A 20,288-nucleotide genomic window follows, 5' to 3' on the forward strand; every position below is an offset into this window, starting at 1 on the left:
CCCGAGGCTACGCGGGCCCCCCGACGCCGCCGGAGGGGAGATGAAGGGGACCCCGCGCACCCGCCAGAGCCCGCTGACCCTTGCTGCCTTCCGGCCCTGGGGGAGTTCACAGGATGGACGCCGCGCGGGGTCCGTGGCCCAGTGTAACGAAGCCGGCCGGTCCCCACGCGGGGCCCGCCCCGACCCCCTCGGCGCCTCCCGCCGGGCTGTATCGTTCCCCGCGGAGGATTGGCCGAGCGGCCTAAGGCGCACGATTGGAAATCGTGTAGGGCTCAACACCCTCACGGGTTCAAATCCCGTATCCTCCGCACCCGCTGACCAGCGGCGACGCCGGCCGGACCCTCGTGGCCCGGCCGGCGTTCGTGCGTCCGGACCCCTCTGCGCTGCGGTGCCGCCCCGGCGGTCGGCCGGGGACGGCACCGCCGGATCAGCGCGCGGTCCCGCGCCCGCCCGATGCGCTCGATGTCGTCCGCCGCGCCGGCCGGGAGGCCCCGGAGGCCTTCCGGGTGCCGGTGGCGCGACGCCGCTCGGAGCCGTTCGCGTCACCGGCGCCGTTCGTCCGCCGCGACGTCCTCTCGGGCTCCCCGGCATCTCCGCGCGCGCCGTCGTCCGCTGTCCCGGTGTCGGTGTCGGTCTCCCCCGGGACGTCGATGTCCACCGGTGCGGCGGCGACCTCGGCGGTCTCGGTGTCGGTCTCGATGTCGGTCTCCGCCGATGTGTCGTCGTCCACCGGTGCGTCGCCGTCGAGCTCCGCGATCGCCTCGGCATTCGTCTCGTCGTCGCCGGCCCCCGTCGGGACCGCGGCGTCGGCCTCCTCCGGGCCGGCGGCCTCCGCCTCGGACGCGGTGACACCGGCGATCTCCTCGTCGCCGGGGTCCACGTCCCCGGAACTGTCCTCACCGCGCTGGGTCGTGTCGCCATCCCGCCCGGCGACGTCGTCACGGGACGCCGCGAGCGCCTCGTCGTCACCGGAGCTGCCCTCCGACGGCGGTGCGACCGGTGTCGGCGCCGCGGCGCGGGCCGGGGTCTGCCGGCGCGCCTGGACGGACGCGGACAGGCTCTCGGCGCCCGCCGCGGCCTTGTCGCTCGCCCGCTCGCCCACGTCGAGCACCGGCGAGGAGGCGTGGATGAGCGCGACGGCGAGGCGCCGCTGCGAGTCCACCACCTCGCCGTAGATACGGAACACGTCGTCGAACCAGGTCGCGACGGCGTCGGACACCATCGACGGCGTCTGGCCCGGTGACGTCTGGCTGTACTTCTCGGAGGTCATGCGCCTCCCCGTCCTCGTGCTGGATGCCGTCCCGGGTGCTCGAGACGTCAGGAACGCTGCCTGGTGCCCGCCGGCCACGATCGACACGCGGGTGACGCGGGGATCGGGCCGGAGTCAGGCCGATCGGCGCAGCGGCGCCGACCGCCCGCGCGGGCGGCCGACGCCGGCCGCGCGGCATCCGTTCGGCCCCGGCCCCGGCCGACCGCGACGTCCACGGCTGATGACACGGTGTCGGGCGTGCGCGGACTCCTGATCGCCCTCGTCGTGGTCGTCGCCGTGCTGGTGGGCATCGACTTCGCGGCCCGGTGGGTCGCCGAGGACCGGGTGGGGGCGGCGCTGCAGAGTTCGCTGGACCTGCCGCAGTCGCCGGACGTCGACATCCGGGGCTTCCCGTTCCTCACCCAGGCCCTCGACGGGACCTACGACGACGTCGGGCTCTCGGCGCCGGGCATCCGCTACGGCGAGCTGCGCGACCTCACGCTGACCGCGGACCTCTCCGGGGTCTCCCTGCCGCTGGAGAACCTGGTGAACGGGCAGGTCCGCGAGATCCCCGCCCGGCAGGTCACGGCGGCGGCGCGGGTCAACCCCACCGACCTCGCCCGGCTGCTCGACGTCGGCGACCTGACCATCGAGCCGCTGACCGAGGCCGACCTCGAGCGCCTGCGCTCCGAGGCCGAGGCCGACGACTCCGGCGCCTCGGGCAGCAGCGAGGCGCTGGCCGACGTGGACCCGGCGTCGTCGGTGCGCCTCACGTCGTCGACCACCGTGCAGGGCCAGCAGGTGCAGGTCGCGGTGATCGCGTCGTTCCGTCTCTCCGGCGGGCGCATCACCCTCTCGGCCCGCGACATCCGCGCCGAGGGCGGCGAGGGCGCGGCCGGGCAGGTCGCGGCGAGCGCCCTGCGCTCGCGGCTGTCGGGCTTCTCCACCAGCGTCGACCCCGGCGAGCTGCCGTTCTCCATCTCCACGACCGAACTGCGCGCCGAGGACGGCGTCCTGGTGGTCTCGGGGACCGCGCGGGACGTCGACCTCCTGGCCCGTCCGGGGTCCTGACACAGTGAGCCCCATGCAGGACATCCGCTGGGGCATCGCGGGGCCCGGCCGCATCGCCGCGAAGGTCGTCGAGGACCTGGCCCTGGTCGAGGGCGCCTCCCTCGTCGCCGTCGGCTCCCGCTCGGAGGAGCGCGCACGGGCGTTCGCCGACGACCACGGCGGCGCCGACGTGCGCGCGCACGGCAGCTACCGCGCCCTCGTCGACGACCCGGACGTCGACGTCATCTACCTCGCGACACCGCACCCCCAGCACGCCGCGCTCGCGGTGGCGTGCCTCGAGGCCGGCAAGGCCGTCCTGGTCGAGAAGACCTTCACGGCCACGCTGGCCGGGGCCTGGCGCGTGGTCGACACCGCGCGCACCCAGGGCGTGTTCGCGATGGAGGCGATGTGGACCCGCTTCCAGCCCGCCGTCGTGCGCCTGCGGGAGCTCATCGCGCGGGGCGAGATCGGCGAGCCGCGCTCGGTGCAGGCCGACCTCGGCACCGTCCGCGACGTCGACCCGGAGGACCGCCTGTTCGCCCCGGAGCTCGGCGGCGGCGCGCTGCTCGACCTCGGCGTCTACCCGGTGTCGTTCGCGCAGATGGTGCTGGGCACGCCGGACCGCGTGCACGCCGTCGCGTCCCGGGAGACCACCGGCGTCGACGCGGACGGCGCGATGCTGCTGTCCTGGGAGGACGGGCGCTACGCGACGCTGCAGACGTCGTTCCACAGCCCGACGCCCGGCCAGGCGCGGGTCTTCGGCACCACGGGCTGGATCGACGTCCTCCCCCGCTTCCACCACCCGACGACGATCGTCCTGCACCACGACACGAACGACCCGGGCGAGCGGATCGAACTGCCCCCCACCGGCGCGGGCTACAGCCACGAGCTCGTCGAGGTCACCGAGTGCCTGCGTGCGGGCGCGACCGAGAGCACCGTGATGCCGCTGGACGACACGCTCGCCGTCCAGGGCGTCCTCGCCGAGGCGGGCGACCAGCTGGGCCTCGTCTTCCGGGAGGACGACACCGCGGTGTGACCGGCGCCTACCCTGCACGCGAACGCCCAGGAGGTGGCATGGACGAGCCGGGGCCGGCGGCGCGGGCGACGTCGCCGCACAGCGGACTGCGCCGGGCCACCACCGAGCGCGCGATCCTCGACTGCCTCGCCGCCGAGGACGGCCCGCTGACCCGTGCCGAGCTGGCCCGCCGCACCGCGATCTCCCCGCCGGCCATCAGCGAGGCCGTGCGGCGCATGGAGTCGGACGCGGTGCTCGTCGCCGTCGGTCCGCGCTCCGGGGTCCCCGGCGCCGTCGCCACCCTCTACGACCTGGCCCCGGGCACAGGCGTCGTCGTCGCCGTGGAGATCAACCGGTCGGTCGTGCGCAGCGCGGTCGGCGACCTGACGGGCCGCACGCTCGAACGGTCCGACCACGACCCGCCCGAGGACGGGCACGTCGTCGCGGCGCGCCTGCACGAGGTCCTCGACACGCTCGCCCAGCGCTGGCTCGGGCACGGTCGCCCGGTGCGGGCGGTCGCGGTGTCGATCGCCAACCCCGTCGACCCGGCCACCGGGCGGGTCGTCGAGCTGCGGGAGTCCGCCTTCCCTGCGGGCGTGGTGAGCACCGAGGACGTGCGTGGCGTCGACCCCTCGATGATCGTGCTCGACAACGACGTCAACTTCGCGGCGCTCGCCGAGCGCGACCACGGCGCCGCCTCCGGGACGTCCACGTTCGCCTACCTGTACGTCGGCGAGGGGCACAGCGTCGGCATGGGCCTCGTCCTCGACGGCGCGCTCGTCCGTGGCGCGCGCGGGCTGGCCGGGGAGATCGGCTACCTGCCGCTCGGCGAGGGCACGGGCCGCTTCCGCTTCGGGGAGCAGATCGCGGCCCAGGGGCTGCGGGCGACCGCGGAGGCCCTCGACGCCGAGGTGCTCGCGCAGGCCGGGCGCACCCTCGGGGAGGCCGCCGTCGCCGTCTGCGCGACCGTCGACCCCGCGCTGGTCGTGCTCGGCGGGCCGGTCGGCCTCACGCCCGGCCTGCTCCCGCACGTCGAGGCCACGGTCGCCGAGCTCGCCCCGCGGGAGGTACCGGTGGCCGCCGGCGCGCTCGGCGAGACCGCGCCGCTGTGGGGCGCGCTGTCCGAGGCCCGCCGTCTCGCGTGGGAGAACCTGGTCTCCGCGCGGGGCTGATCCCGCCCACCCCCGCTCACCCCAGCAGCCAGACCGCCGCCTCCTCGAGCACCGCGCGCTCGGCCGCGTGGTCGTGCCCGACCGTCGTCGCGTCGCGGTGGGTGTCGAGCAGGACGTGCGTCGCCCCGAGGTCCCGCAGCTCGTCGAGGTCGGCGCGGATCTGGTCGGGACGGCCCTCGCCCGCGAGGCGGTCGGCGTCCGGCCGGTGCTCGGCAGAGGGGTGCAGCACGATCCGCGGGGCGAGCGCGGGCACCGGCCGGCCGGCCTCGTCCGCGGCGCGCCGCAGCGCCGGCAGTCCCTCGGCCCGCAGCCAGCCGGCGGGCACGCGCAGGGGGTGCCAGGCCTGGCCCCACCGGACGGCGCGCCGGCGGGCGGCGTCGCCGTTGCCGCCGATCCACAGCGGCGGGTGCGGCCGGCGGTGCGGGCGCGGGCGGGTGTCGACGTCGGTGAAGGCGACGTGGCGCCCCGCGAAGCTCACGACGTCGTCGCTCCACAGGGCGAGCATCGCGCCGAGGTACTCGTCGGTGATCTCCCCGCGACGCCCCGGGTCGATGCCGAGCGCCGCGAACTCCGAGCGGGCCCACCCGATGCCCACACCGACGATCAGCCGCCCGTCGCTGAGCTGGTCGAGTCCCGCGAGGCTGCGGGCCGTCTGCAGCGGGTCGCGGTACGGCACGACCAGGACGGTGGTGCCCAGCTCGACGCGCCGGGTGACGCCCGCGAGGTAACCCAGCAGCGTCAGGGGCTCCCAGAACGGGCCCGGGTAGGCGGCGGTGACGTCCGGGGTCGCGGCGACGTGGTCGCCGACCATGAGGAGGTCGAACCCGGCGTCCTCCACCAGCGCGGCCCACGCGCGCAGCGAGTCGACCGTGGCGGCGGGGCCGAAGTTGGGGACGGTGACGCCGATCCTCATCCGACGACCCCGACGGAGTCACCGCGGGGGTCACCGAGGGGGTCCCAGTCGAGCGTCACCGTCTCCCCGGAGCGCCGCGACCGCTCGGCGGCCCAGACGATGCGGTGGCTCGTCAGCGTCTCGTCGAGCCCGGTGAGCACCGCGGACGGGTCGTCGTCGGCGACGGCGCGCAGGAAGGCGCGTACGAGCTCCTCGTCGCCCTCCTGGTGGGGCGGGCGGCCGTCGCCGGGGGTCAAGGTCTCGACGGCCTGGTCGGGATGGGCCCGGAAGTCGTGGAAGCGCAGCACGTGGCCGTCGCCCTCCACCGCGCCGTGGGTGCCGAACACCCGGGTCTGGCGCGGCGCGAGCTCGGAGAACGCGGTGACGGTGTGCGTGGCGGTGATGCCGCTGTCGAACTCGAACGCGACGACCTGGTGGTCGACGACGTCGTTGTCGCAGCGGTAGACGCACCGGCCGTAGGGACCGGTACGCAGCGCCTCGTCGAGGGCCTCCGCCGTCGGCACCTCGGTGACGGCCCCGAGCAGCTGGTGCTCCCACTCGGGGTCGCCCAGGCACGACCGGTAGAGCCGCGGGGCCGAGTACGGGCACGTCGGTTCGACCGCGCAGTCCAGGCAGCGGGACGACGCACCCTCGGGCTGCTTGTCGGACCGGAAGTGGCTCAGCCGGCCGAACGAGGACAGGCGGGCCGGGCGGTCGCCGACGAGGTGGGTCAGCAGGTCGACGTCGTGCGAGCACTTGGCGAGCAGCAGGGACGACGCGAGGTCCTCCCGCCGCCACGCCCCGCGCACGTAGGAGTGGGCGAAGTGCCAGGCACCGACCGGTTCGAGGTGCTGCACCGACACGAGGTCGCCGATCCGTCCCGCCCGCAGGGCCGCGACGAGCGCCGCGGTGTAGGGCGCGTAGCGCAGGGGGTGGCAGATCGAGAAGAGGACGCCGGTCCGGCGCACGACCTCGGCGACGCGCAGCGCCTCGGCCTCGTCCGGCGCGATCGGCTTCTCGACGAGCAGGTGCACGCCGCGCTCGGCGAACGCGATGGCGGGGTCGACGTGGTCGTCGTCCTGGGTCGCGATCACGACGACGTCGACGAGGTCCGCGCGCTCGGCCAGGTCGGTCCACTGCGTGAACCGGGCGTGCTCGGGGACGTCACAGGCGTCGGCCAGGCGTTCGCGGCGCTCCCGTCGCGGCTCGGCGATCGCCGTGACGAACCCGCCCGCCAGCCGGACGTGCCGGGCGTGCAGACGCCCCCGACCGCCGGCACCGACGATCACGACCCGGACCGGACGTGACCCGAGGCTCACGCGCGTTCCTCCCTGCTGTTGCCCCCGCCGGAGGACATCCTGCCCCCGACAGGGGGACGCCGTCGCCGGTTGCGGTCCGCATCCGGAGCATCGCGGCGGACCGGACGCCAGAGCGCGCCTTCGATCGCCTCCGGGCTGCCCGGTGGGGCGGCTTCCAACGCCGCCAGCTCGCCATGGTGCCCGGCCATGTCCAGCGCGGAGATCGCCGCGTCGAAGGCGTCCTCGGTGTCGACGACGGCGTCGCGCAGCTCCGGCGGGATGCGGGGGTCGGCGTCGACGACCGCGCAGCGGGCCGCCGCCGAGCGCTTCACGACGGGTCCGGTGTGGACCCGCGGGTAGATCTCGAGGACCGTGGCCGGCCCGGCGTCGTCGAACGGCCACACCGCGAACCCCGCGGCCCGCAACCGCGCGAGATGGGGCATGCCCCGCAGCGAGCCGGTGCCGACGGCGCCCGCACCCCCGATCTGGAACGTCGAACGGGGATCGAGGCCGTCGGCGCGGGCGGCCTCCTCGGTGACCCGGTAGCCCGGCCGGGCCGGGTCGTGCGGCGGGCGGGGTGTCGGACCCCGGCCCCAGAACGGCGGGCGGCAGGCCCGCAGCCACTCCTCGCCGTGACGGGCCACGAGCTCCCACAGGGCCGCGACGTCGCCGCACCCGTGCTCGCGGGCGAACCAGGCGGGCAGGCCGAAGGAGAAGTCGAGACCGACGACGAGGGGCGTCTCGGCGGCGCGTGCGATCAGGTGCGCGGTGACGCCGTCGCGGTCGAGGCCGGCGCGCACCTCGACGAGGCGCCCCGGCCGCGCGCTCGCGACGCGGATGCGCCGGTGAGACGCCCGCGCGTCGCCCGACCAGTCCACCGCGAGCACCTCCACGGCTCCATGGTGCCGCCGCCCGTCCGGGTCCCATCGACCCGCCGCTCGCCGCCTTCGATGAGCCGCTCGTCGCGCGTTGCCCGCCGTCGATCCCGTTCAACCGACCACCACGCTTTCCGGTGGGCCTTCGTCGCACCGATTGCCCGACCCGGGGGCGCGGGGTTGAGTCCACGACGACCGTTCATCGCAGCGCTCCTTGCGACGAACGGTCGCTCCCGTTCCGTCCTCTGCGAGGAGTCCTGCCATGTTCCGACGCGTTGCCGCCACCCTGTCGGCATCGGTCGCCCTGTCCGCCGCCGGGCTGCTCGCCGCGGCCCCGACGGCCTCGGCCGACCCCGTTCCCACCGACGACGGCGACACCGGGATCGCGCTGCTCAACGACCTGACCGTGCTGCCCGTGCAGGCCTGCGGGGTGGACGCCGGCATCCCGATCCTGTCCGACGTCCTCGGGGGCAGCGACGCGGCGCCGTCGGACGCCACCTGCGCGGTGGTGGACGAGGACGACGCCGTCGACGACTAGGCCAGAACCACGCCCGGGCGGAGCCGGGCCGGACCTCAGCCGACGAGGCTCCGGCTCGGTTCGGCCGTCGAGATCGCCGGGATGCGCAACCGGACCGCCGTGCCGACGCCGGGCCGGGTGTCGACGTGGACGTCGCACTGCGACCCGAAGGCGGCGTGGAGCCGGCGGGAGACCTCGGCGATACCGCCGTGACGGCGGTCGACCTGCGACGCCGTACGCGTGGCCTCGGGCCCCATGCCGGCGCCGTCGTCCGACACGGTGATCACGCAGTCGGACCCGGAGCCCGAGGCGAACACGCTGACCGCACCGCCCCCGGGGATCGGCTCGATGCCGTGCCGCACGGCGTTCTCCACCAGCGGCGCCACGACGAAGGGCGGGACCAGGACGCCGCGCACCTCGGGGGCGACGGCGACCTCCGCCCGCAGCCGCGTGCCGAACCGGGCCTGCTCGAGGGTCAGGTAGCGCTCGGCGTTGTGCAGCTCGTCGCCGACCGTCGTCAACTCGCCCCCGGAGCGGAACGAGTACCGCGTGAAGTCGGCGAACTCGGTGAGCAGCTCGCGGGCGCGAGCCGGGTCGGTGCGCACGTAGGACGCGATCGCGGTGAGCGTGTTGTGCACGAAGTGCGCCGAGAAGCGCGAGCGCAGGGCCGACTCGACGTCCTCGGGCGAGGGCGTCGTGACGATGTCGGCGACGGCGGCCGTCGGACGGGTGCGCATCCCGCTGCTCGGGGACTCGGCGGTCTCGAGGTCGTCGAGCTCGAGGTCGGTGTCGACCACCGGCGCCGCGAGCACCGGGGCCGCGACCGTCGCCGGGTGCGCCGCGCGCAGCCCCTGCCACGCCGGGCGCTCGAGCAGCCCCGTGGCGGTCCAGCGCCGGTGCTCCACCTGGCCGACCAGGCGCGGGGCCAGCCAGCGCGCGGCGCCCTGCGCGTCCTCGGGCACCACGTCGACGAAGGGGTTCTCGGGTCGCTCGAGCGCGCCGAGCACCCCGTCGAGCTCGCGCCGGGCCGCCGCGGTGACGCCGGTGAGCACGCGGCCCGAGTAGCGCAGCCCCGACTCGCCCGGCACCCCGACCAGCAGGGCCCCGACCGTGTCCGGCCGACCACGCGCCGGGATCCAGCCGCCGACCACGACGTCCTGGACGCGACGCACGGGCGTCTCGATCCAGCTCCGCGAGCGCCGGCCGACCTGGTAGGTGGACTCGAGGCGCTTGGCCACCACGCCGTCGAGGCCGTAGCGCCGCGCCGTGGTGACCACCGCCTCGGCGCCCACGCCGGTGAAGTACGGGGGGATGACGACGCGGCTGCCGGAGAGATCGAGCTCGGTGAGCAGCTCGCGGCGCTGGCGGTAGGGCAGCCGGCGCGTCGAGACGCCGGCCACCTCCAGCACGTCGAACACGTAGTAGGAGACCGGCACGCGCGCCTGCAGGATCTCCGACGGGTGGGCGACGCGGGCCCGGCGGCGCAGCTTGCCGGCGCTGGGGCGGCCCACCCCGTCGAGCGCGACGACGACCCCGTCGAGCACGAGCCCGCCGGTGCCCGTCCAGGGCGCCGCGATCCCGAGCTCCGGGAAGTGCGACGTGACGTCGCGCCCGGCGTCGGTGACCAGCCGCAGTCCCTCGTCACCGGTGCGCGCGAGACAGCGAAGACCGTCCCAGAGGAACTCGAACGCCCAGCCCGCGCCACGCGGGACGTCGCCCGCGCTCGCGAGCATGGGACGCCCGGGCGAGGCCCCCGTGTGGTCGGCGTGGTCGGCCGACGACGTGACGCCGAGCTCCCCGGTCGTGAGAGCAGACACCCCTGCCATCGGCGCCACCTCCCCGACCCGCTCGCTGCCGCCGGCGGGGTGATCGCCGACAGGGCCCACGGTATCCGCGCACCCCGACGGTGGCACCGTCGTCGCGGACGCGGCGCGCGCGGACTGCGACCGGGGAACGCTGAGCAGCGACGAACGGTGGAACGGCGTGTCGCGGGTGGGCGAGCAGGCTCAGGCCGCCGCCAGCCCGACCGCGACGACCGTCGACGGCCGCGGGGGCACGGGGCCCGTGGGTTCGACCGAGACCGCCCACCCTCGCGGCGCCGGGTCGCCGGGTCCGGACGGCTGCGCCGCCGTGTCCAGGGGGCGTGTCACGCCGTCGGCGGGGTCGATGACGGCCACCGCGACCGGCGCGTTGCCCGGCATGCCGGTGGCCCACAGGACGTAGTCGCGCTGGTTCCCGGTCGCGGGCAGGTCCAGCGACACCATGCGGACCGGGGCCGCGGCGTCCCCCGGGTCGAGGACCACCGCGGCGGGGTTGCCGTCCGGCCCGCGCAGCACCGCGGCGCGCAGGCCGGGGTCACGGGACCGGGCGTCGTCGACGACCCGGTCGGCCTGCTGGTCCAGCGCCACCGCCGGGGTGTCCGGCGGCGCCTCCTGGGTGGGCAGCACGCCGCGGGCCACGATGAGTCCCAGTCCGAGCACCACCGCGGCGACCAGGCCGCCGGCGGCCGTGACGAGCCGCCGCGACCGGGGCCGCGGGGTCGTGCCGGAGGTCCGGGGTCCGTCGGCGACCGGGCGGGCCGGGGTCGGCCGGCGCACCGGACGGACCGGCGCCCCGGGCTCGGCCCGGGCCGCGGTGAGGACCCGGCCCTTCAGCTCGGCGGGCGGCTCGAGGGACGGGACCGCGGCGCCGAGGGCGGCGACGACGTCGAGGGCCTCGTCGAAGGCACGGCGGCAGTCCGCGCAGTGCGGCAGGTGGGCCTGCACGGCACGTTCCTCGTCGGGCTCGAGCGCGGAGAAGGCGGCGCCGACGGCGTCGGCGCGCTGGGTACAGGTGCTCACGCGAGGTCCCCGAGCGCATCCGCCGAGGAGCCGAGGACCGGGCCGAGCAGGACGCGCAGCCGTGCCACGCCCGCGAACATCCGCGACTTCACGGTGCCGATCGGCACGCCGGTGAGGCTCGCGACCTCCCGCTGGGAGTAGCCGCCGTAGTAGGCGAGCCCGAGCGCGGTGCGCTGCTCGGTGGGCAGCCGGTGGAGCGCCGCGCGCACCTGCTCGCCGAGCACGGCACCGAGCGCCTGGCGCGCGGCGGACGGGCCCGCGGCGGGGACGCCCTCGTCCGGCTCGCCCGTGGTCGGGTGGTGTCGGCGGCGGGTGGCCTCGCGGCGCACGGCGTCGACCGCCTTGTGGTGCACCAGCGTCATCAGCCAGCTCGCGACGGTGCCGCGCCCCGGGTCGAACTTCCCGGGGTCGCGCCAGAGCGCGAGGAAGACCTCCTGGACGACGTCCTCGGCCAACCCGTCGTCGGCGCAGATGCGACGCGCGAGCGAGTAGGCCGGGCGCCCGTAGCGCTGGTAGAGGGCGTCGAGCGCCGCGGTCTCACGGTCGGAGAGACGGACGAGCAGCGCGGCGTCGGCGGCCGCCGCCTCGCTCCCCGTCGGCCCGGCGGGCACGGCGGGTACCGCGGGCTCGACCGGCGGCACCGCGGACATCGGGGAACGGCCACGCCGCCCGTCCCGTGCCGTCTCGGCTGCCGCGACCGTGTCCCCCACCTCGGGTGGGGCGTCCGCACGAGCCGGCATCAGGGGCAGGGACACGCGGCCACCTCCTCCGTCGGGGATCACTGCGCACCGTTCGCCCGCCGGTCGCCGACGGTTCGGCCGTTCGGTCGGTGCGCTGCAGAGAACCCGGAGGTGTCGCCTACGTCCTGAGTGCCACGGGCTCCCGCGGTGTCGCGGCCCCGTCCGCCTCCAGCTCCGCCCGCAGGTCGTCCCTGGCCTGCTCCAGCGCCCGCAGACGCCGGCCGCGCGCCGGCACCCGGTCGTCCGCCATCAGCGCCACGATCTCGGCCTCGACCGCCGCCAACCGCGCCCGCGTCGCCGCCCGCCCGACCACCCGCTCGGCCGCGTCGGCGACCTCCCGGGCCGCGCGGCGGTCCGTGGCGCCGCCGATCCACCGCGTCGCCCGCCGCCACATCGCTCGGAGCTCCATCGGGCCCTCCTCGTTGTCGGTGGCGACTACTAAACCGGTTCAAAGACGGCGCACGCAAGAGGTGCGTCGTGGCCGATCGGCGCAACTTGAACCGGTCCATCAACCACCGGTCTCCCGCGCATCCGCCGCAACACGGGAGGATCGAGGGCGTGGAGACGGGCGGACGCGCGGGCGGGCGGGTCACGCTCGCGACCGTGGCGAGCGCCCTCGGCGTCTCCCGGGCCACCGTGTCCAACGCCTACAACCACCCCGAGCGCCTGAGCCCGCGCCTGCGCAGCCGCGTGCTGCGCACGGCGGGGGAGCTGGGCTACGCGGGCCCCGACCCGCTCGCGGCAACGCTCTCGCGGGGCCGGGTGAACGCGCTCGGCCTGGTCTACGAGGACCCGATGTCCTTCGCGTTCAGCGACCCGGCGGCAGTGCTGTTCCTCCAGGGCGTCAGCGAGGTGTGCGAACGCGAGGACCTCGCGCTGGTCCTCATCAGCGGTGGGCCGGGCAGCGCCGTGGCGCGCGTGGCGCTGGTCGACGGCGTCATCTGCTACTGCGACATCCCGGTCGACGGCAAGCTCGCGGCGATCGTCGAGCGCGGCCTGCCGTTCGTGGTGGTCGACGGGCCGCAGGTCCCCGGGGCGGGACACGTCGGGATCGAGGACCGGGCGGGCGCCGCCGCCGCCGCACGCCACCTGATCGACCTGGGCCACACCCGCCTCGGCGTCGTCGCCCTGCCCCTGGTCGACGACGAGTGGGAGGGCACGGCCGACCTCGACCGCCAGGACCGCGCACGTTACCGGGCCTCCCGGGAGCGCCTGCTCGGCTACCAGGACGCGGTCGGGGCCGCGGGGCTCGGGTGGTCGGCCGTGCCGGTGGAGGAGCGCTCGCCCTACGGCCGCGACGCGGGGCGTCGCGCCGCCGCCGCCCTGTTGGCCCGTCGCCCGCGCCCCACGGCCCTGCTCGCGATGAGCGACGAGCTCGCCCTCGGCGCGATGGCCGCCGCCGCGGACGCGGGCCTGTCGGTGCCCGGGGACGTGGCGATCGTCGGGTTCGACGACGTGCCCGCCGCCGCCGACGCCCACCCCGCGCTGACCACCGTGCGCCAGCCGCACCGGGAGAAGGGCCGGCGCGCCGCGGAGCTGCTGTTGCGCCGGGGCAGCCCGGGCCCCGCCGGCGACGAGCACCGCCTGCCGGTCGAGCTGGTCGTCCGCGCCTCCACCGGCCCCCCGCCCGGGCGGTGACCCGCCCCCTCCGTTCGGAGGGTTCCGGCCCGTCCGCGAAGACACCGTGCAGGTCGCCACGTCCGGTTACGGTGACCGGGAGCGGTGAAGCAGGTCACGGGACCCGGAAGGTTGCACATGGCTGGTCAGTGGTTCGAGTCGGTCGCCGAGGCCCATCGGCGGGCGAAGAAGGAGCTCCCGAAGTCGGTCTACGGCGCCCTGGTGGCCGGGAGCGAGGCGGGGGCGACCCTCGAGGACAACATGGCGGCGTTCCGGGAGCTCCAGTTCCTGCCCCACGTGTGCGACCTGCCGTTCGAGAAGGACCTGTCCACGACGGTGATGGGCCAGGACATCTCGATGCCGGTGATCATCTCGCCCACCGGCGTGCAGGCCGTGGACCCCGAGGGCGAGGTCGCGGTGGCCCGCGCGGCGAAGAACGCCGGCACCGCGATGGGGCTGAGCTCGTTCGCCAGCCGCTCGGTCGAGGACGTCCTCGAGGCCAACGAGAAGACGTTCTTCCAGATGTACTGGGTGGGCGACCGCGAGACCCTCGCGGCCCGCGCCGAGCGCGCCAAGAAGGCCGGCGCCAAGGGCCTCATCGTCACCCTGGACTGGTCGTTCTCCCACGGACGGGACTGGGGCAGCCCGGCCATCCCGGAGAAGATGGACCTCAAGACGATGATCAAGTACATCCCGGAGGGCGTCACCCGCCCGCGCTGGGGTCTGCGGATGCTCCGCGCGGGCAAGGTCCCCGACCTCACCGTGCCGAACATCCCGGTCGGCGGCGAGGACCCCCCGACCTTCTTCGGCGCGTACGGGCAGTGGATGTTCACCCCGCCGCCCACCTGGGCCGACGTCGCCTGGCTGCGTGAGCAGTGGGACGGTCCGTTCTGCGTCAAGGGCATCACCCGCATCGACGACGCCAAGCGCGCCGTGGACGCCGGGGCCACCGCGATCCAGGTGTCGAACCACGGCGGCAACAACCTCGACTCCACCCCGGCGCCGATCCGTGTGCTGCCCGGGATCGTCGAGGCCGTGGGCCGCGAGGTCGAGGTCATCCTCGACGGCGGCGTCCGGCGTGGCAGCGACGTCGTCAAGGCCCTGGCGCTCGGCGCCCGGGCCGTGGCCATCGGGCGCGCCTACCTCTGGGGCCTCGCCGCCAACGGCCAGCCCGGCGTCGAGAACGTCTTCGAGATCCTGCGCAGCGGCATCGGCTCGGGGCTCATGGGCCTCGGCAAGAGCTCGGTGCACGACCTGGCTCCCGAGGACCTGATCATCCCGCCGAACTTCACCCGGCAGGCCGTGAGCTGAGCGCCGGAACGACGCGAAGGGCCCCTCCCGGAATCCGGGAGGGGCCCTTCGTCGTGAGCCGACCCCCGGCGTCCTTCGGGGGGTTCACGGGGGGCGGAGCCCCCCGCGGGTGCGGTAGCGGTGGGATTCGAACCCACGGTGGGCAGAACCCACACGCGCTTTCGAGGCGCGCTCCTTTGGCCGCTCGGACACGCTACCGCTGACAAGATTACGGGACGCTGTCCTCGCGCCGACGACCGGGCCAGAAGTCGACCATGAGCGCTGCGCACCGGGCCTCGAGCACCCCGCCGAGGACCTCGGGGCGGTGGTTGAGCCGCCGGTCGCGCACCACGTCCCACAGGGAGCCGACGGCTCCGGTGCGCGGCTCCCAGGCGCCGAACACGATCCGGTCGACCCGCGCGAGCACCGCCGCGCCGGCGCACATGGTGCAGGGCTCGAGGGTGACGACGAGCGTGCAGCCGCCGAGACGCCAGCGATCGCCGTGGTGCCGGGCGGCCTCGCGCAGGACGAGGATCTCGGCGTGGGCGGTGGGATCGCCGGTGGCCTCGCGGGCATTGGCCGCCGCGGCGAGCTCCCGGCCGTCGGCGTCGATCACCAGCGCGCCGACGGGGACGTCGTCCCCGGACGTCCGTGCGACCTCGATCGCACGGGCCATCCACTGCTCAGGCGTCAGCGGTCTCCACGACCTTCGCCAGCTCGTCGGCGAATCCGCAGCGACGGGCGATCGCGGTGAGCTGCTCGTCCGGGTAGAGGTCGATCTCCTCGACCAGCACGGCGAGCTCGTCGGCGGGGACACCGAGGTCGGCCAGCATCCCGAGGTCACCCTCGGGCCACGGGTCGTCGTCGGCCTCGTCCTCGTCGGGCACCTCGAGGCGCAGCAGGTCGAGCACGTCGGCGGCGACGTCGTAGTCGAGCGCGGCGACCGCGTCGGAGAGCAGCAGCGCCACCCCGCCGGGGGTGGGGCGCACGAGCACGAAGAACTCGTCGTCGACGTCGAGCAGACCCAGCACGGCGCCGGTGGACCGCAGGCCGCGGAGCGCGCTGATCGCGGAGTCGAGGTCGGCGAGGCTGTCGCGCTCCATGGCGACCGCGCGCCAGCGACCCTCCTCGCGCGTGACGGCCACCGCCCACCCGTCCAGGGGCGCGACGGTGCCGGCGCCCCCGCGTGTCGCGGCGGCGCCTGCGGACCCCTGACCTGCCATGGCCCTACGGTAGGTCCGGGCAAGTGTCCAGTGGAAGTCCGGCGAGGTCACGGAAGCGCCGGACGGTCGTCGGCGCAGGGCCTCCGGCCGTCCGGGGGTACGTCGGCGACTGAACCGGGGTGCGGCGGCGTCACGGTGGGAGTGCCAGGATCGGACGGGTGAGCGCTCCGGAGCGGCGAGCGGGCGGGCGCCGCGCGGCGCACCGTGCCCCGGAGCGCGCGCTGTTGGCCGAGGCCCGCGCCCTGCAGCCGCGCACGCTGGCGCTGCGGCGCGCCCTGCACCGTCACCCCGAGACCGGCCTCACGCTGCCCGTCACACAGGCCGCCGTGCTCTCCGCGCTCGAGGACCTGCCGCTCGAGGTCGACACCGGCCGGGAGTGCAGCTCGGTCGTCGCCGTCCTGCGCGGCGCGCGGCCGGGACCGTCGGTGCTCGTGCGCGCGGACATGGACGCGCTGCCGATGCACGAGGACACCGGGCTGCCGTTCTCCTCCGAGGTCGACGGCGCCATGCATTCCTGCGGGCACGACCTGCACACCGCGATGCTGGCGTCCACCGCCCGACTGCTCGCCGGGCGGCGCGACCGCCTCGCCGGCACCCTCGTCCTCATGTTCCAGCCCGGCGAGGAGAGCTCCCACGGCGCTCGCATGATGATCGCCGAGGGGCTGCTCTCGGCCGACGGGCCGGGTGGGACGCCCGAGTCGGCGATGGCCCTGCACGTCACGTCGCGCCTCGCGGCGGGCACGCTCCAGACGCGCCCCGACTCGATCATGGCGTCGTCCGACGACCTCCACGTGAGGGTCACCGGGCGGGGTGGGCACGCCTCGGCCCCGCACGACGCGCTCGATCCGGTGCCGGCCGCGGCGGCGATGGTCGGCGCGCTGCAGACGATGGTGACGCGGCGGGTGAGCGCGTTCGACCCGGCCGTGCTCACCGTGGCCCACATCAGCGCCGGCACCACCACCAACGTCATCCCCGAGACCGCGACGCTCGAGGGCACCGTCCGCACGCTGTCGGAGGAGACCCGGGCCCGCGTGCTCGACGAGGTGACGCGGGTGTGCACCGGCGTGGCCGACGCCTACGGCTGCACCTGCGAGGTCGAGATCGAGGCCGGCTACCCCGTCACGGTCAACGACCCGGACGTCGCCGACCGGGTGGCCGACGCCGGACGCTCCGTGCTCGGTTCGCGCTTCGTCGAGCCGATGCCGGACCCGATCATGGGCTCGGAGGACTTCTCCTACGTGCTCGGGCGCGTGCCCGGCGCACTGGCGTTCCTCGGGGCGTGCCCGGCGGACGTCGACCCGGCCGAGGCGCCGCCGAACCACTCCAACCGTGTCGTGTTCGACGAGGACGCCATGGTCGCCGGGGTGGCCCTGTACTCGGGGTACGTCCTGGACGCCCTCCGGCGGGCCTGAGCCTCCGCGCGGCCCCCGTTCGGGCGCACCTCCCTCACTCTCCCGGGTCGTCCTAGGGTCGGGCCCCGTGGAAGCTGTCGTCGAATCCGCAGGTGCCACCCTCGCCGCCGCGCAGCGCCGCCCCGTGTGCGTGATCGGTCTCGGCCTCATCGGCGGCTCGTTGCTGCGCGCCGCCACCGACGCCGGCCGGTCCGCCTGGGGCGCGTCCGCCTCGACGACGACCGCCGAGAAGGCCGCCGCCGACGGCTACGACGTCGCCGTCTCGGTCGACGCGGCGCTCGCCCGCGCCGCCGCCGAGGACGCCCTGGTCGTGCTGGCGGTCCCGCTGACCGCCCTGGACGACGTCCTCGCCGTCGTGGCCCGCGAGGCCCCCGGCTGCCGACTCACCGACGTCACCAGCGTCAAGGGCCCGGTGGCCGAGGCCGTCGCCCGCCGGGCGCCCGCGACCCGCTTCGTCGGCGGTCACCCGATGACCGGCACGGAGTTCTCCGGGTGGGACGCGGGGTCGCTGCAGCTCTTCCACGAGAAGGTCTGGGTGGTCGCGACCGAGGACGACGCCGACCTCGAGGTGTGGGTCGACGTCGCCGCCCTCGCGCTGGCCTGCGGGGCGGTCGTCGTGCCCGCCGCCGCCGACGAGCACGACCTCGCCGTCGCCCGGATCTCCCACCTGCCGCACCTGCTCGCGGCCGTCCTCGCGTCCGTGGGCGCCGACGGCGGCGAGCTCGCCCTGGCGCTGGCCGCGGGGTCGTTCACCGACGGCACCCGCGTGGCGGCCACCCGTCCCGAGCTCACCGCCGCGATGTGCGAGGGCAACCGCGCCGCGCTGCTGTCGTCGCTCGACGACGCCCTGGGCCGCCTCGGCGCCGCCCGCGGCTCGCTGGCCTCCACCGGCGGGCTGCTGTCCACGCTCACCGCAGGCCACGACGGTCGCGAGGCGCTCGACGTGGCCCGGCGGGCCCGCCGCGAAGTGCGCATCGACCTCGAGGGGACGCCCGCCGAGTTCCTCGAGGCCATGCGGGAGGTGGGCCGCACCGGCGGCCGGGTCATCGGCTGGACGCCCGAGGCCCTGGAGGCGGCGTTCGGGAGCGAGGACCAGGAGCCGTAGGCGTCGCGGCGGGGGCCGGTGTCTCGACCTCAGCCCAGCCGCCTCCGCAGCAGCGACCGCGTGGCGGCGTCCGGCGCGGGGGGTGCCTGGCGCCGGGAGGGGGCCGACGACGCGTGGACGGTCCTCTCGTAGGCCCGGTCCAGCGCCAGTTCGGCGCGGTCGAGGGCGGTGCGGGCACGCCCGAGCACCGCGAACGTGTCGTGCCGGCGGCCGCGGCCGGCCCGTCGTGGTGGGACGCTCTCCGGGGGCTGTGGCACGGCTGCGGTGTCCTCACTCGCGGGTGGCGGCGGCGGTGCCCGTCGTCTCGGGGGACCGGCGGGCGGTCACCTCGCCGACCAGCCAGCGCGCGACCTCGATGAGCTTCATGTTGGTCTCCTGCGACGACTGCACCAGCAGCTGGAAGACACCGTCGTCGTCGAGCGTGAAGCGCTCCATGACGATGCCCTTCGCCTGGCCGATGACGTCCCGGCTGTCGACCGCCCGCCGCAGGTGTCGCGCGTTCTCGGCGCCGTAGAGCAGCAGAGCGGCCTGGGCGCCGAAGAGTCCCGCCAGGGTCCTCGCGTGCTCGTCGAAGACGTCGGCGTCGTGGGCGTAGAGGTTCAGCGCCGCGAGGGGTCCGGCGGCCACCCGCAGCTGGGTCGACAACAGGCCCCGGTACCCCGCCTCCACGGCGATCGGGGCGAACCGCGGCCACCGGCCCGCGTCGGCGTCGGCGTCGGCGTCGGCGAGGTCCTGGGCGACGACGACCCCGTTGTCGGGCGGGGTCTCGAGGGCCGCCAGGCAGGGACCCTCGTTGAACTCGTTCTGGGTCTCGTCGAGCCGGCGGATGGCGTCGTTCGTCGGGTGCCGCGTGTCGACACGGCCGCCCTCGGTCATCGAGATGCTGCCGTCGTCCACCCCGGGGATCGTCTCGACGGCCGAGGTGACGATCTGCTCCAGCGTCACGTCGAGGTCCCGGATGCCGCGCGGGCTGCTCAGCTCGTCCGCACTGCGGCGCATGGCCTCGACCAGCTTCTCGCCGTCGATGTCGCTCATCTCTCCCGCTCCTCCGGGGGCGTCTCGCGGAGGTACCCACACGGCTCGAGGCCGCCGGCGGGCCACACGAGATGCCGTCACGTCCACCCCGGAGGGGATCGCTCGATGGACCTGCCACGTCGAGGGAGGTCCGTCCTGCACCCATCCCTTGGCCGTGTGGTCGACCGCGAACCCGAGGACCAGGCTACGACGGGGGGCAAGCAGCGGAGGGCCTCGCCGCCGCAGTGACGAGGTGGCCGACGCCGGACGACCGGCTCAGAACAGCGTGTCGTGCTGGGGCATGCGCTCGCGGCGGGCGTGACGGGGCCGCCGGGAGGATGTCGTCGACGGGACCGGGGACGCCCCGGACGCCACGGTGGCCGGGGGGCCGGCGTGCGCTCCGGCACGCGGCGCGTGCGGGGCGACGCGGACCCAGTCGCCGCCCGAGTCGCCCGAGCGGTACGGCGTGCCCCGGCGCTTGGCGATCACCCCGGACAGCCGCTGGGCGACGACGCCCGCGAGCAGGGCGGGCCCGTCGTCGTAGGCCGGCGAGATCTGGATGCGGGTGGCCCGCGAGAGGTCGAGGCGCGAGAGCACCGCGCGCCGCTCCTCGAGGGGCCGGGGGTCGAGCGGCACGCCGTAGAGCCGCATGACGTCGTAGACCATGAACACCGCCGGACGCTCGCGGGCGAGCGCGCGGGCGCGGGTGGCGTCCTCCACCCCGAGACGCTCGCCCAGGGCGTCCGCCGACGGGCTCCCGCCGTCGAGCATCACGGCCTCGCCGTCGAGCAGGCCGTCGGCGACGGCGTCGACGAGACCGGCGAACTCGGGGAACCGGGCGGTGACGTCCTCACCGTCGGCGGTGCACAGCGTCAGCTCGCCCTGGTCGACGTCGGCGAGCAGGCGGACACCCGCCCAGTCGACCTCGTAGCTCCACGCGCCCTCGACCGGCAGGTCACCGGGAACGGGGAGCATCGGG

21 protein-coding genes, 2 tRNA genes and 1 other RNA gene are annotated in these 20,288 nt (G+C 75.8%); 9 read left to right on the top strand and 15 right to left on the bottom strand.

Annotation, left to right across the window (positions count from 1 at the left end; genetic code table 11):
- Nucleotides 1–41: 41 nt before the first annotated feature.
- Nucleotides 42–136, bottom strand: an RNA gene (ffs, locus tag PH189_RS10245) — signal recognition particle sRNA small type.
- An 86-nt stretch (nucleotides 137–222) separates the two neighbouring features.
- Between ffs and PH189_RS10250 the strand changes: the two genes are divergently transcribed.
- Nucleotides 223–308, top strand: a tRNA-Ser gene (locus PH189_RS10250).
- A gap of 119 nt (nucleotides 309–427) precedes the next feature.
- On the opposite strand, the gene PH189_RS10255 is transcribed toward PH189_RS10250, so the two are convergent.
- Nucleotides 428–1,270: a hypothetical protein gene (locus PH189_RS10255; protein WP_274188667.1), complete on the bottom strand. Its 843-nt coding sequence runs from the start codon at nucleotides 1,268–1,270 to the stop codon at nucleotides 428–430.
- Nucleotides 1,271–1,507: 237 nt separating this feature from the next.
- On the opposite strand from PH189_RS10255, the gene PH189_RS10260 reads away from it, so the two are divergent.
- The 3 genes from PH189_RS10260 to PH189_RS10270 are packed head-to-tail and all read left to right on the top strand — an operon-like array spanning nucleotide 1,508 to nucleotide 4,486.
- Complete coding sequence (locus PH189_RS10260) at nucleotides 1,508–2,320, top strand: LmeA family phospholipid-binding protein (RefSeq protein ID WP_274188668.1); 813 nt, start codon at nucleotides 1,508–1,510, stop codon at nucleotides 2,318–2,320.
- A gap of 13 nt (nucleotides 2,321–2,333) precedes the next feature.
- Nucleotides 2,334–3,335: a Gfo/Idh/MocA family protein gene (locus PH189_RS10265; protein WP_274188669.1), complete on the top strand. Its 1,002-nt coding sequence runs from the start codon at nucleotides 2,334–2,336 to the stop codon at nucleotides 3,333–3,335.
- A 38-nt stretch (nucleotides 3,336–3,373) separates the two neighbouring features.
- On the top strand, nucleotides 3,374–4,486 hold the full coding sequence (locus PH189_RS10270) for an ROK family transcriptional regulator (RefSeq protein WP_274188670.1): 1,113 nt from the start codon (nucleotides 3,374–3,376) through the stop codon (nucleotides 4,484–4,486).
- Nucleotides 4,487–4,502: 16 nt separating this feature from the next.
- On the opposite strand, the gene PH189_RS10275 is transcribed toward PH189_RS10270, so the two are convergent.
- The 3 genes from PH189_RS10275 to PH189_RS10285 are packed head-to-tail and all read right to left on the bottom strand — an operon-like array spanning nucleotide 4,503 to nucleotide 7,569.
- Nucleotides 4,503–5,399 (bottom strand): TIGR03619 family F420-dependent LLM class oxidoreductase, encoded by an 897-nt coding sequence (locus tag PH189_RS10275; protein WP_274188671.1) that lies wholly within the window; start codon nucleotides 5,397–5,399, stop codon nucleotides 4,503–4,505.
- Nucleotides 5,396–6,697, bottom strand: a complete 1,302-nt coding sequence (locus PH189_RS10280; RefSeq protein ID WP_274188672.1) for a Gfo/Idh/MocA family protein — start codon at nucleotides 6,695–6,697, stop codon at nucleotides 5,396–5,398. Before PH189_RS10280 ends, PH189_RS10275 begins: the two co-directional genes overlap by 4 nt.
- Nucleotides 6,694–7,569 (bottom strand): hypothetical protein, encoded by an 876-nt coding sequence (locus tag PH189_RS10285; RefSeq protein ID WP_274188673.1) that lies wholly within the window; start codon nucleotides 7,567–7,569, stop codon nucleotides 6,694–6,696. Before PH189_RS10285 ends, PH189_RS10280 begins: the two co-directional genes overlap by 4 nt.
- Before the next feature lie 244 nt (nucleotides 7,570–7,813).
- On the opposite strand from PH189_RS10285, the gene PH189_RS10290 reads away from it, so the two are divergent.
- Nucleotides 7,814–8,089 carry a hypothetical protein gene (locus PH189_RS10290; RefSeq protein ID WP_274188674.1) on the top strand — a complete coding sequence of 92 codons (276 nt, stop codon included), beginning with the start codon at nucleotides 7,814–7,816 and terminating at the stop codon, nucleotides 8,087–8,089.
- A gap of 35 nt (nucleotides 8,090–8,124) precedes the next feature.
- Here the strand turns inward: PH189_RS10290 and PH189_RS10295 are convergent, their stop codons facing one another.
- From PH189_RS10295 to PH189_RS10310, 4 genes are all read right to left on the bottom strand, one after another.
- Entirely contained in the window at nucleotides 8,125–9,894 is a 1,770-nt protein-coding gene (locus tag PH189_RS10295) for an ATP-dependent DNA ligase (RefSeq protein ID WP_274188675.1), read from the bottom strand.
- Nucleotides 9,895–10,074: 180 nt separating this feature from the next.
- Nucleotides 10,075–10,908, bottom strand: coding sequence for an anti-sigma factor domain-containing protein (locus PH189_RS10300; protein ID WP_274188676.1), 834 nt, complete (start codon nucleotides 10,906–10,908; stop codon nucleotides 10,075–10,077).
- Nucleotides 10,905–11,663: an RNA polymerase sigma factor gene (locus PH189_RS10305; protein ID WP_274188677.1), complete on the bottom strand. Its 759-nt coding sequence runs from the start codon at nucleotides 11,661–11,663 to the stop codon at nucleotides 10,905–10,907. The genes PH189_RS10300 and PH189_RS10305 overlap by 4 nt, the downstream gene beginning before the upstream one ends.
- 103 nt (nucleotides 11,664–11,766) lie before the next feature.
- Nucleotides 11,767–12,057, bottom strand: coding sequence for a hypothetical protein (locus PH189_RS10310; RefSeq protein WP_274188678.1), 291 nt, complete (start codon nucleotides 12,055–12,057; stop codon nucleotides 11,767–11,769).
- Nucleotides 12,058–12,206: 149 nt separating this feature from the next.
- Here PH189_RS10310 and PH189_RS10315 point away from each other — a divergent pair, with 149 nt between their 5' ends.
- Entirely contained in the window at nucleotides 12,207–13,286 is a 1,080-nt protein-coding gene (locus tag PH189_RS10315) for a LacI family DNA-binding transcriptional regulator (RefSeq protein ID WP_274188679.1), read from the top strand.
- Between the two features lie 117 nt (nucleotides 13,287–13,403).
- Complete coding sequence (gene mftD / locus PH189_RS10320) at nucleotides 13,404–14,576, top strand: pre-mycofactocin synthase MftD (protein WP_274188680.1); 1,173 nt, start codon at nucleotides 13,404–13,406, stop codon at nucleotides 14,574–14,576.
- Between the two features lie 112 nt (nucleotides 14,577–14,688).
- Here mftD and PH189_RS10325 read toward each other — a convergent pair.
- From PH189_RS10325 to PH189_RS10335, 3 genes are all read right to left on the bottom strand, one after another.
- Nucleotides 14,689–14,774 (bottom strand) — tRNA-Ser (locus PH189_RS10325).
- 10 nt (nucleotides 14,775–14,784) lie between these two features.
- The gene (locus PH189_RS10330; RefSeq protein WP_274188681.1) at nucleotides 14,785–15,231 is read right to left on the bottom strand and encodes a nucleoside deaminase; all 447 of its coding nucleotides are present in this window, start codon (nucleotides 15,229–15,231) and stop codon (nucleotides 14,785–14,787) included.
- A gap of 7 nt (nucleotides 15,232–15,238) precedes the next feature.
- Nucleotides 15,239–15,778 carry a tRNA adenosine deaminase-associated protein gene (locus PH189_RS10335; protein WP_274188682.1) on the bottom strand — a complete coding sequence of 180 codons (540 nt, stop codon included), beginning with the start codon at nucleotides 15,776–15,778 and terminating at the stop codon, nucleotides 15,239–15,241.
- 221 nt (nucleotides 15,779–15,999) lie between these two features.
- On the opposite strand from PH189_RS10335, the gene PH189_RS10340 reads away from it, so the two are divergent.
- Entirely contained in the window at nucleotides 16,000–17,190 is a 1,191-nt protein-coding gene (locus PH189_RS10340; RefSeq protein WP_274188720.1) for a M20 metallopeptidase family protein, read from the top strand.
- Nucleotides 17,191–17,257: 67 nt separating this feature from the next.
- A complete protein-coding gene (locus PH189_RS10345; RefSeq protein ID WP_274188683.1) occupies nucleotides 17,258–18,295 on the top strand; it encodes a prephenate dehydrogenase in 1,038 nt (345 codons plus the stop codon).
- Nucleotides 18,296–18,324: 29 nt separating this feature from the next.
- Here PH189_RS10345 and PH189_RS10350 read toward each other — a convergent pair whose 3' ends face one another.
- From PH189_RS10350 to PH189_RS10360, 3 genes are all read right to left on the bottom strand, one after another.
- Nucleotides 18,325–18,552 carry a hypothetical protein gene (locus PH189_RS10350; RefSeq protein ID WP_274188684.1) on the bottom strand — a complete coding sequence of 76 codons (228 nt, stop codon included), beginning with the start codon at nucleotides 18,550–18,552 and terminating at the stop codon, nucleotides 18,325–18,327.
- 13 nt (nucleotides 18,553–18,565) lie between these two features.
- Complete coding sequence (locus PH189_RS10355; RefSeq protein ID WP_274188685.1) at nucleotides 18,566–19,330, bottom strand: GAF and ANTAR domain-containing protein; 765 nt, start codon at nucleotides 19,328–19,330, stop codon at nucleotides 18,566–18,568.
- Between the two features lie 255 nt (nucleotides 19,331–19,585).
- Nucleotides 19,586–20,284 (bottom strand): ATP-dependent DNA ligase, encoded by a 699-nt coding sequence (locus PH189_RS10360; protein WP_274188721.1) that lies wholly within the window; start codon nucleotides 20,282–20,284, stop codon nucleotides 19,586–19,588.
- Between the last annotated feature and the right edge of the window lie 4 nt (nucleotides 20,285–20,288).

The sequence above is a fragment of the Actinomycetospora chibensis genome, from assembly GCF_028737215.1.
Lineage (GTDB): Bacteria > Actinomycetota > Actinomycetes > Mycobacteriales > Pseudonocardiaceae > Actinomycetospora > Actinomycetospora chibensis.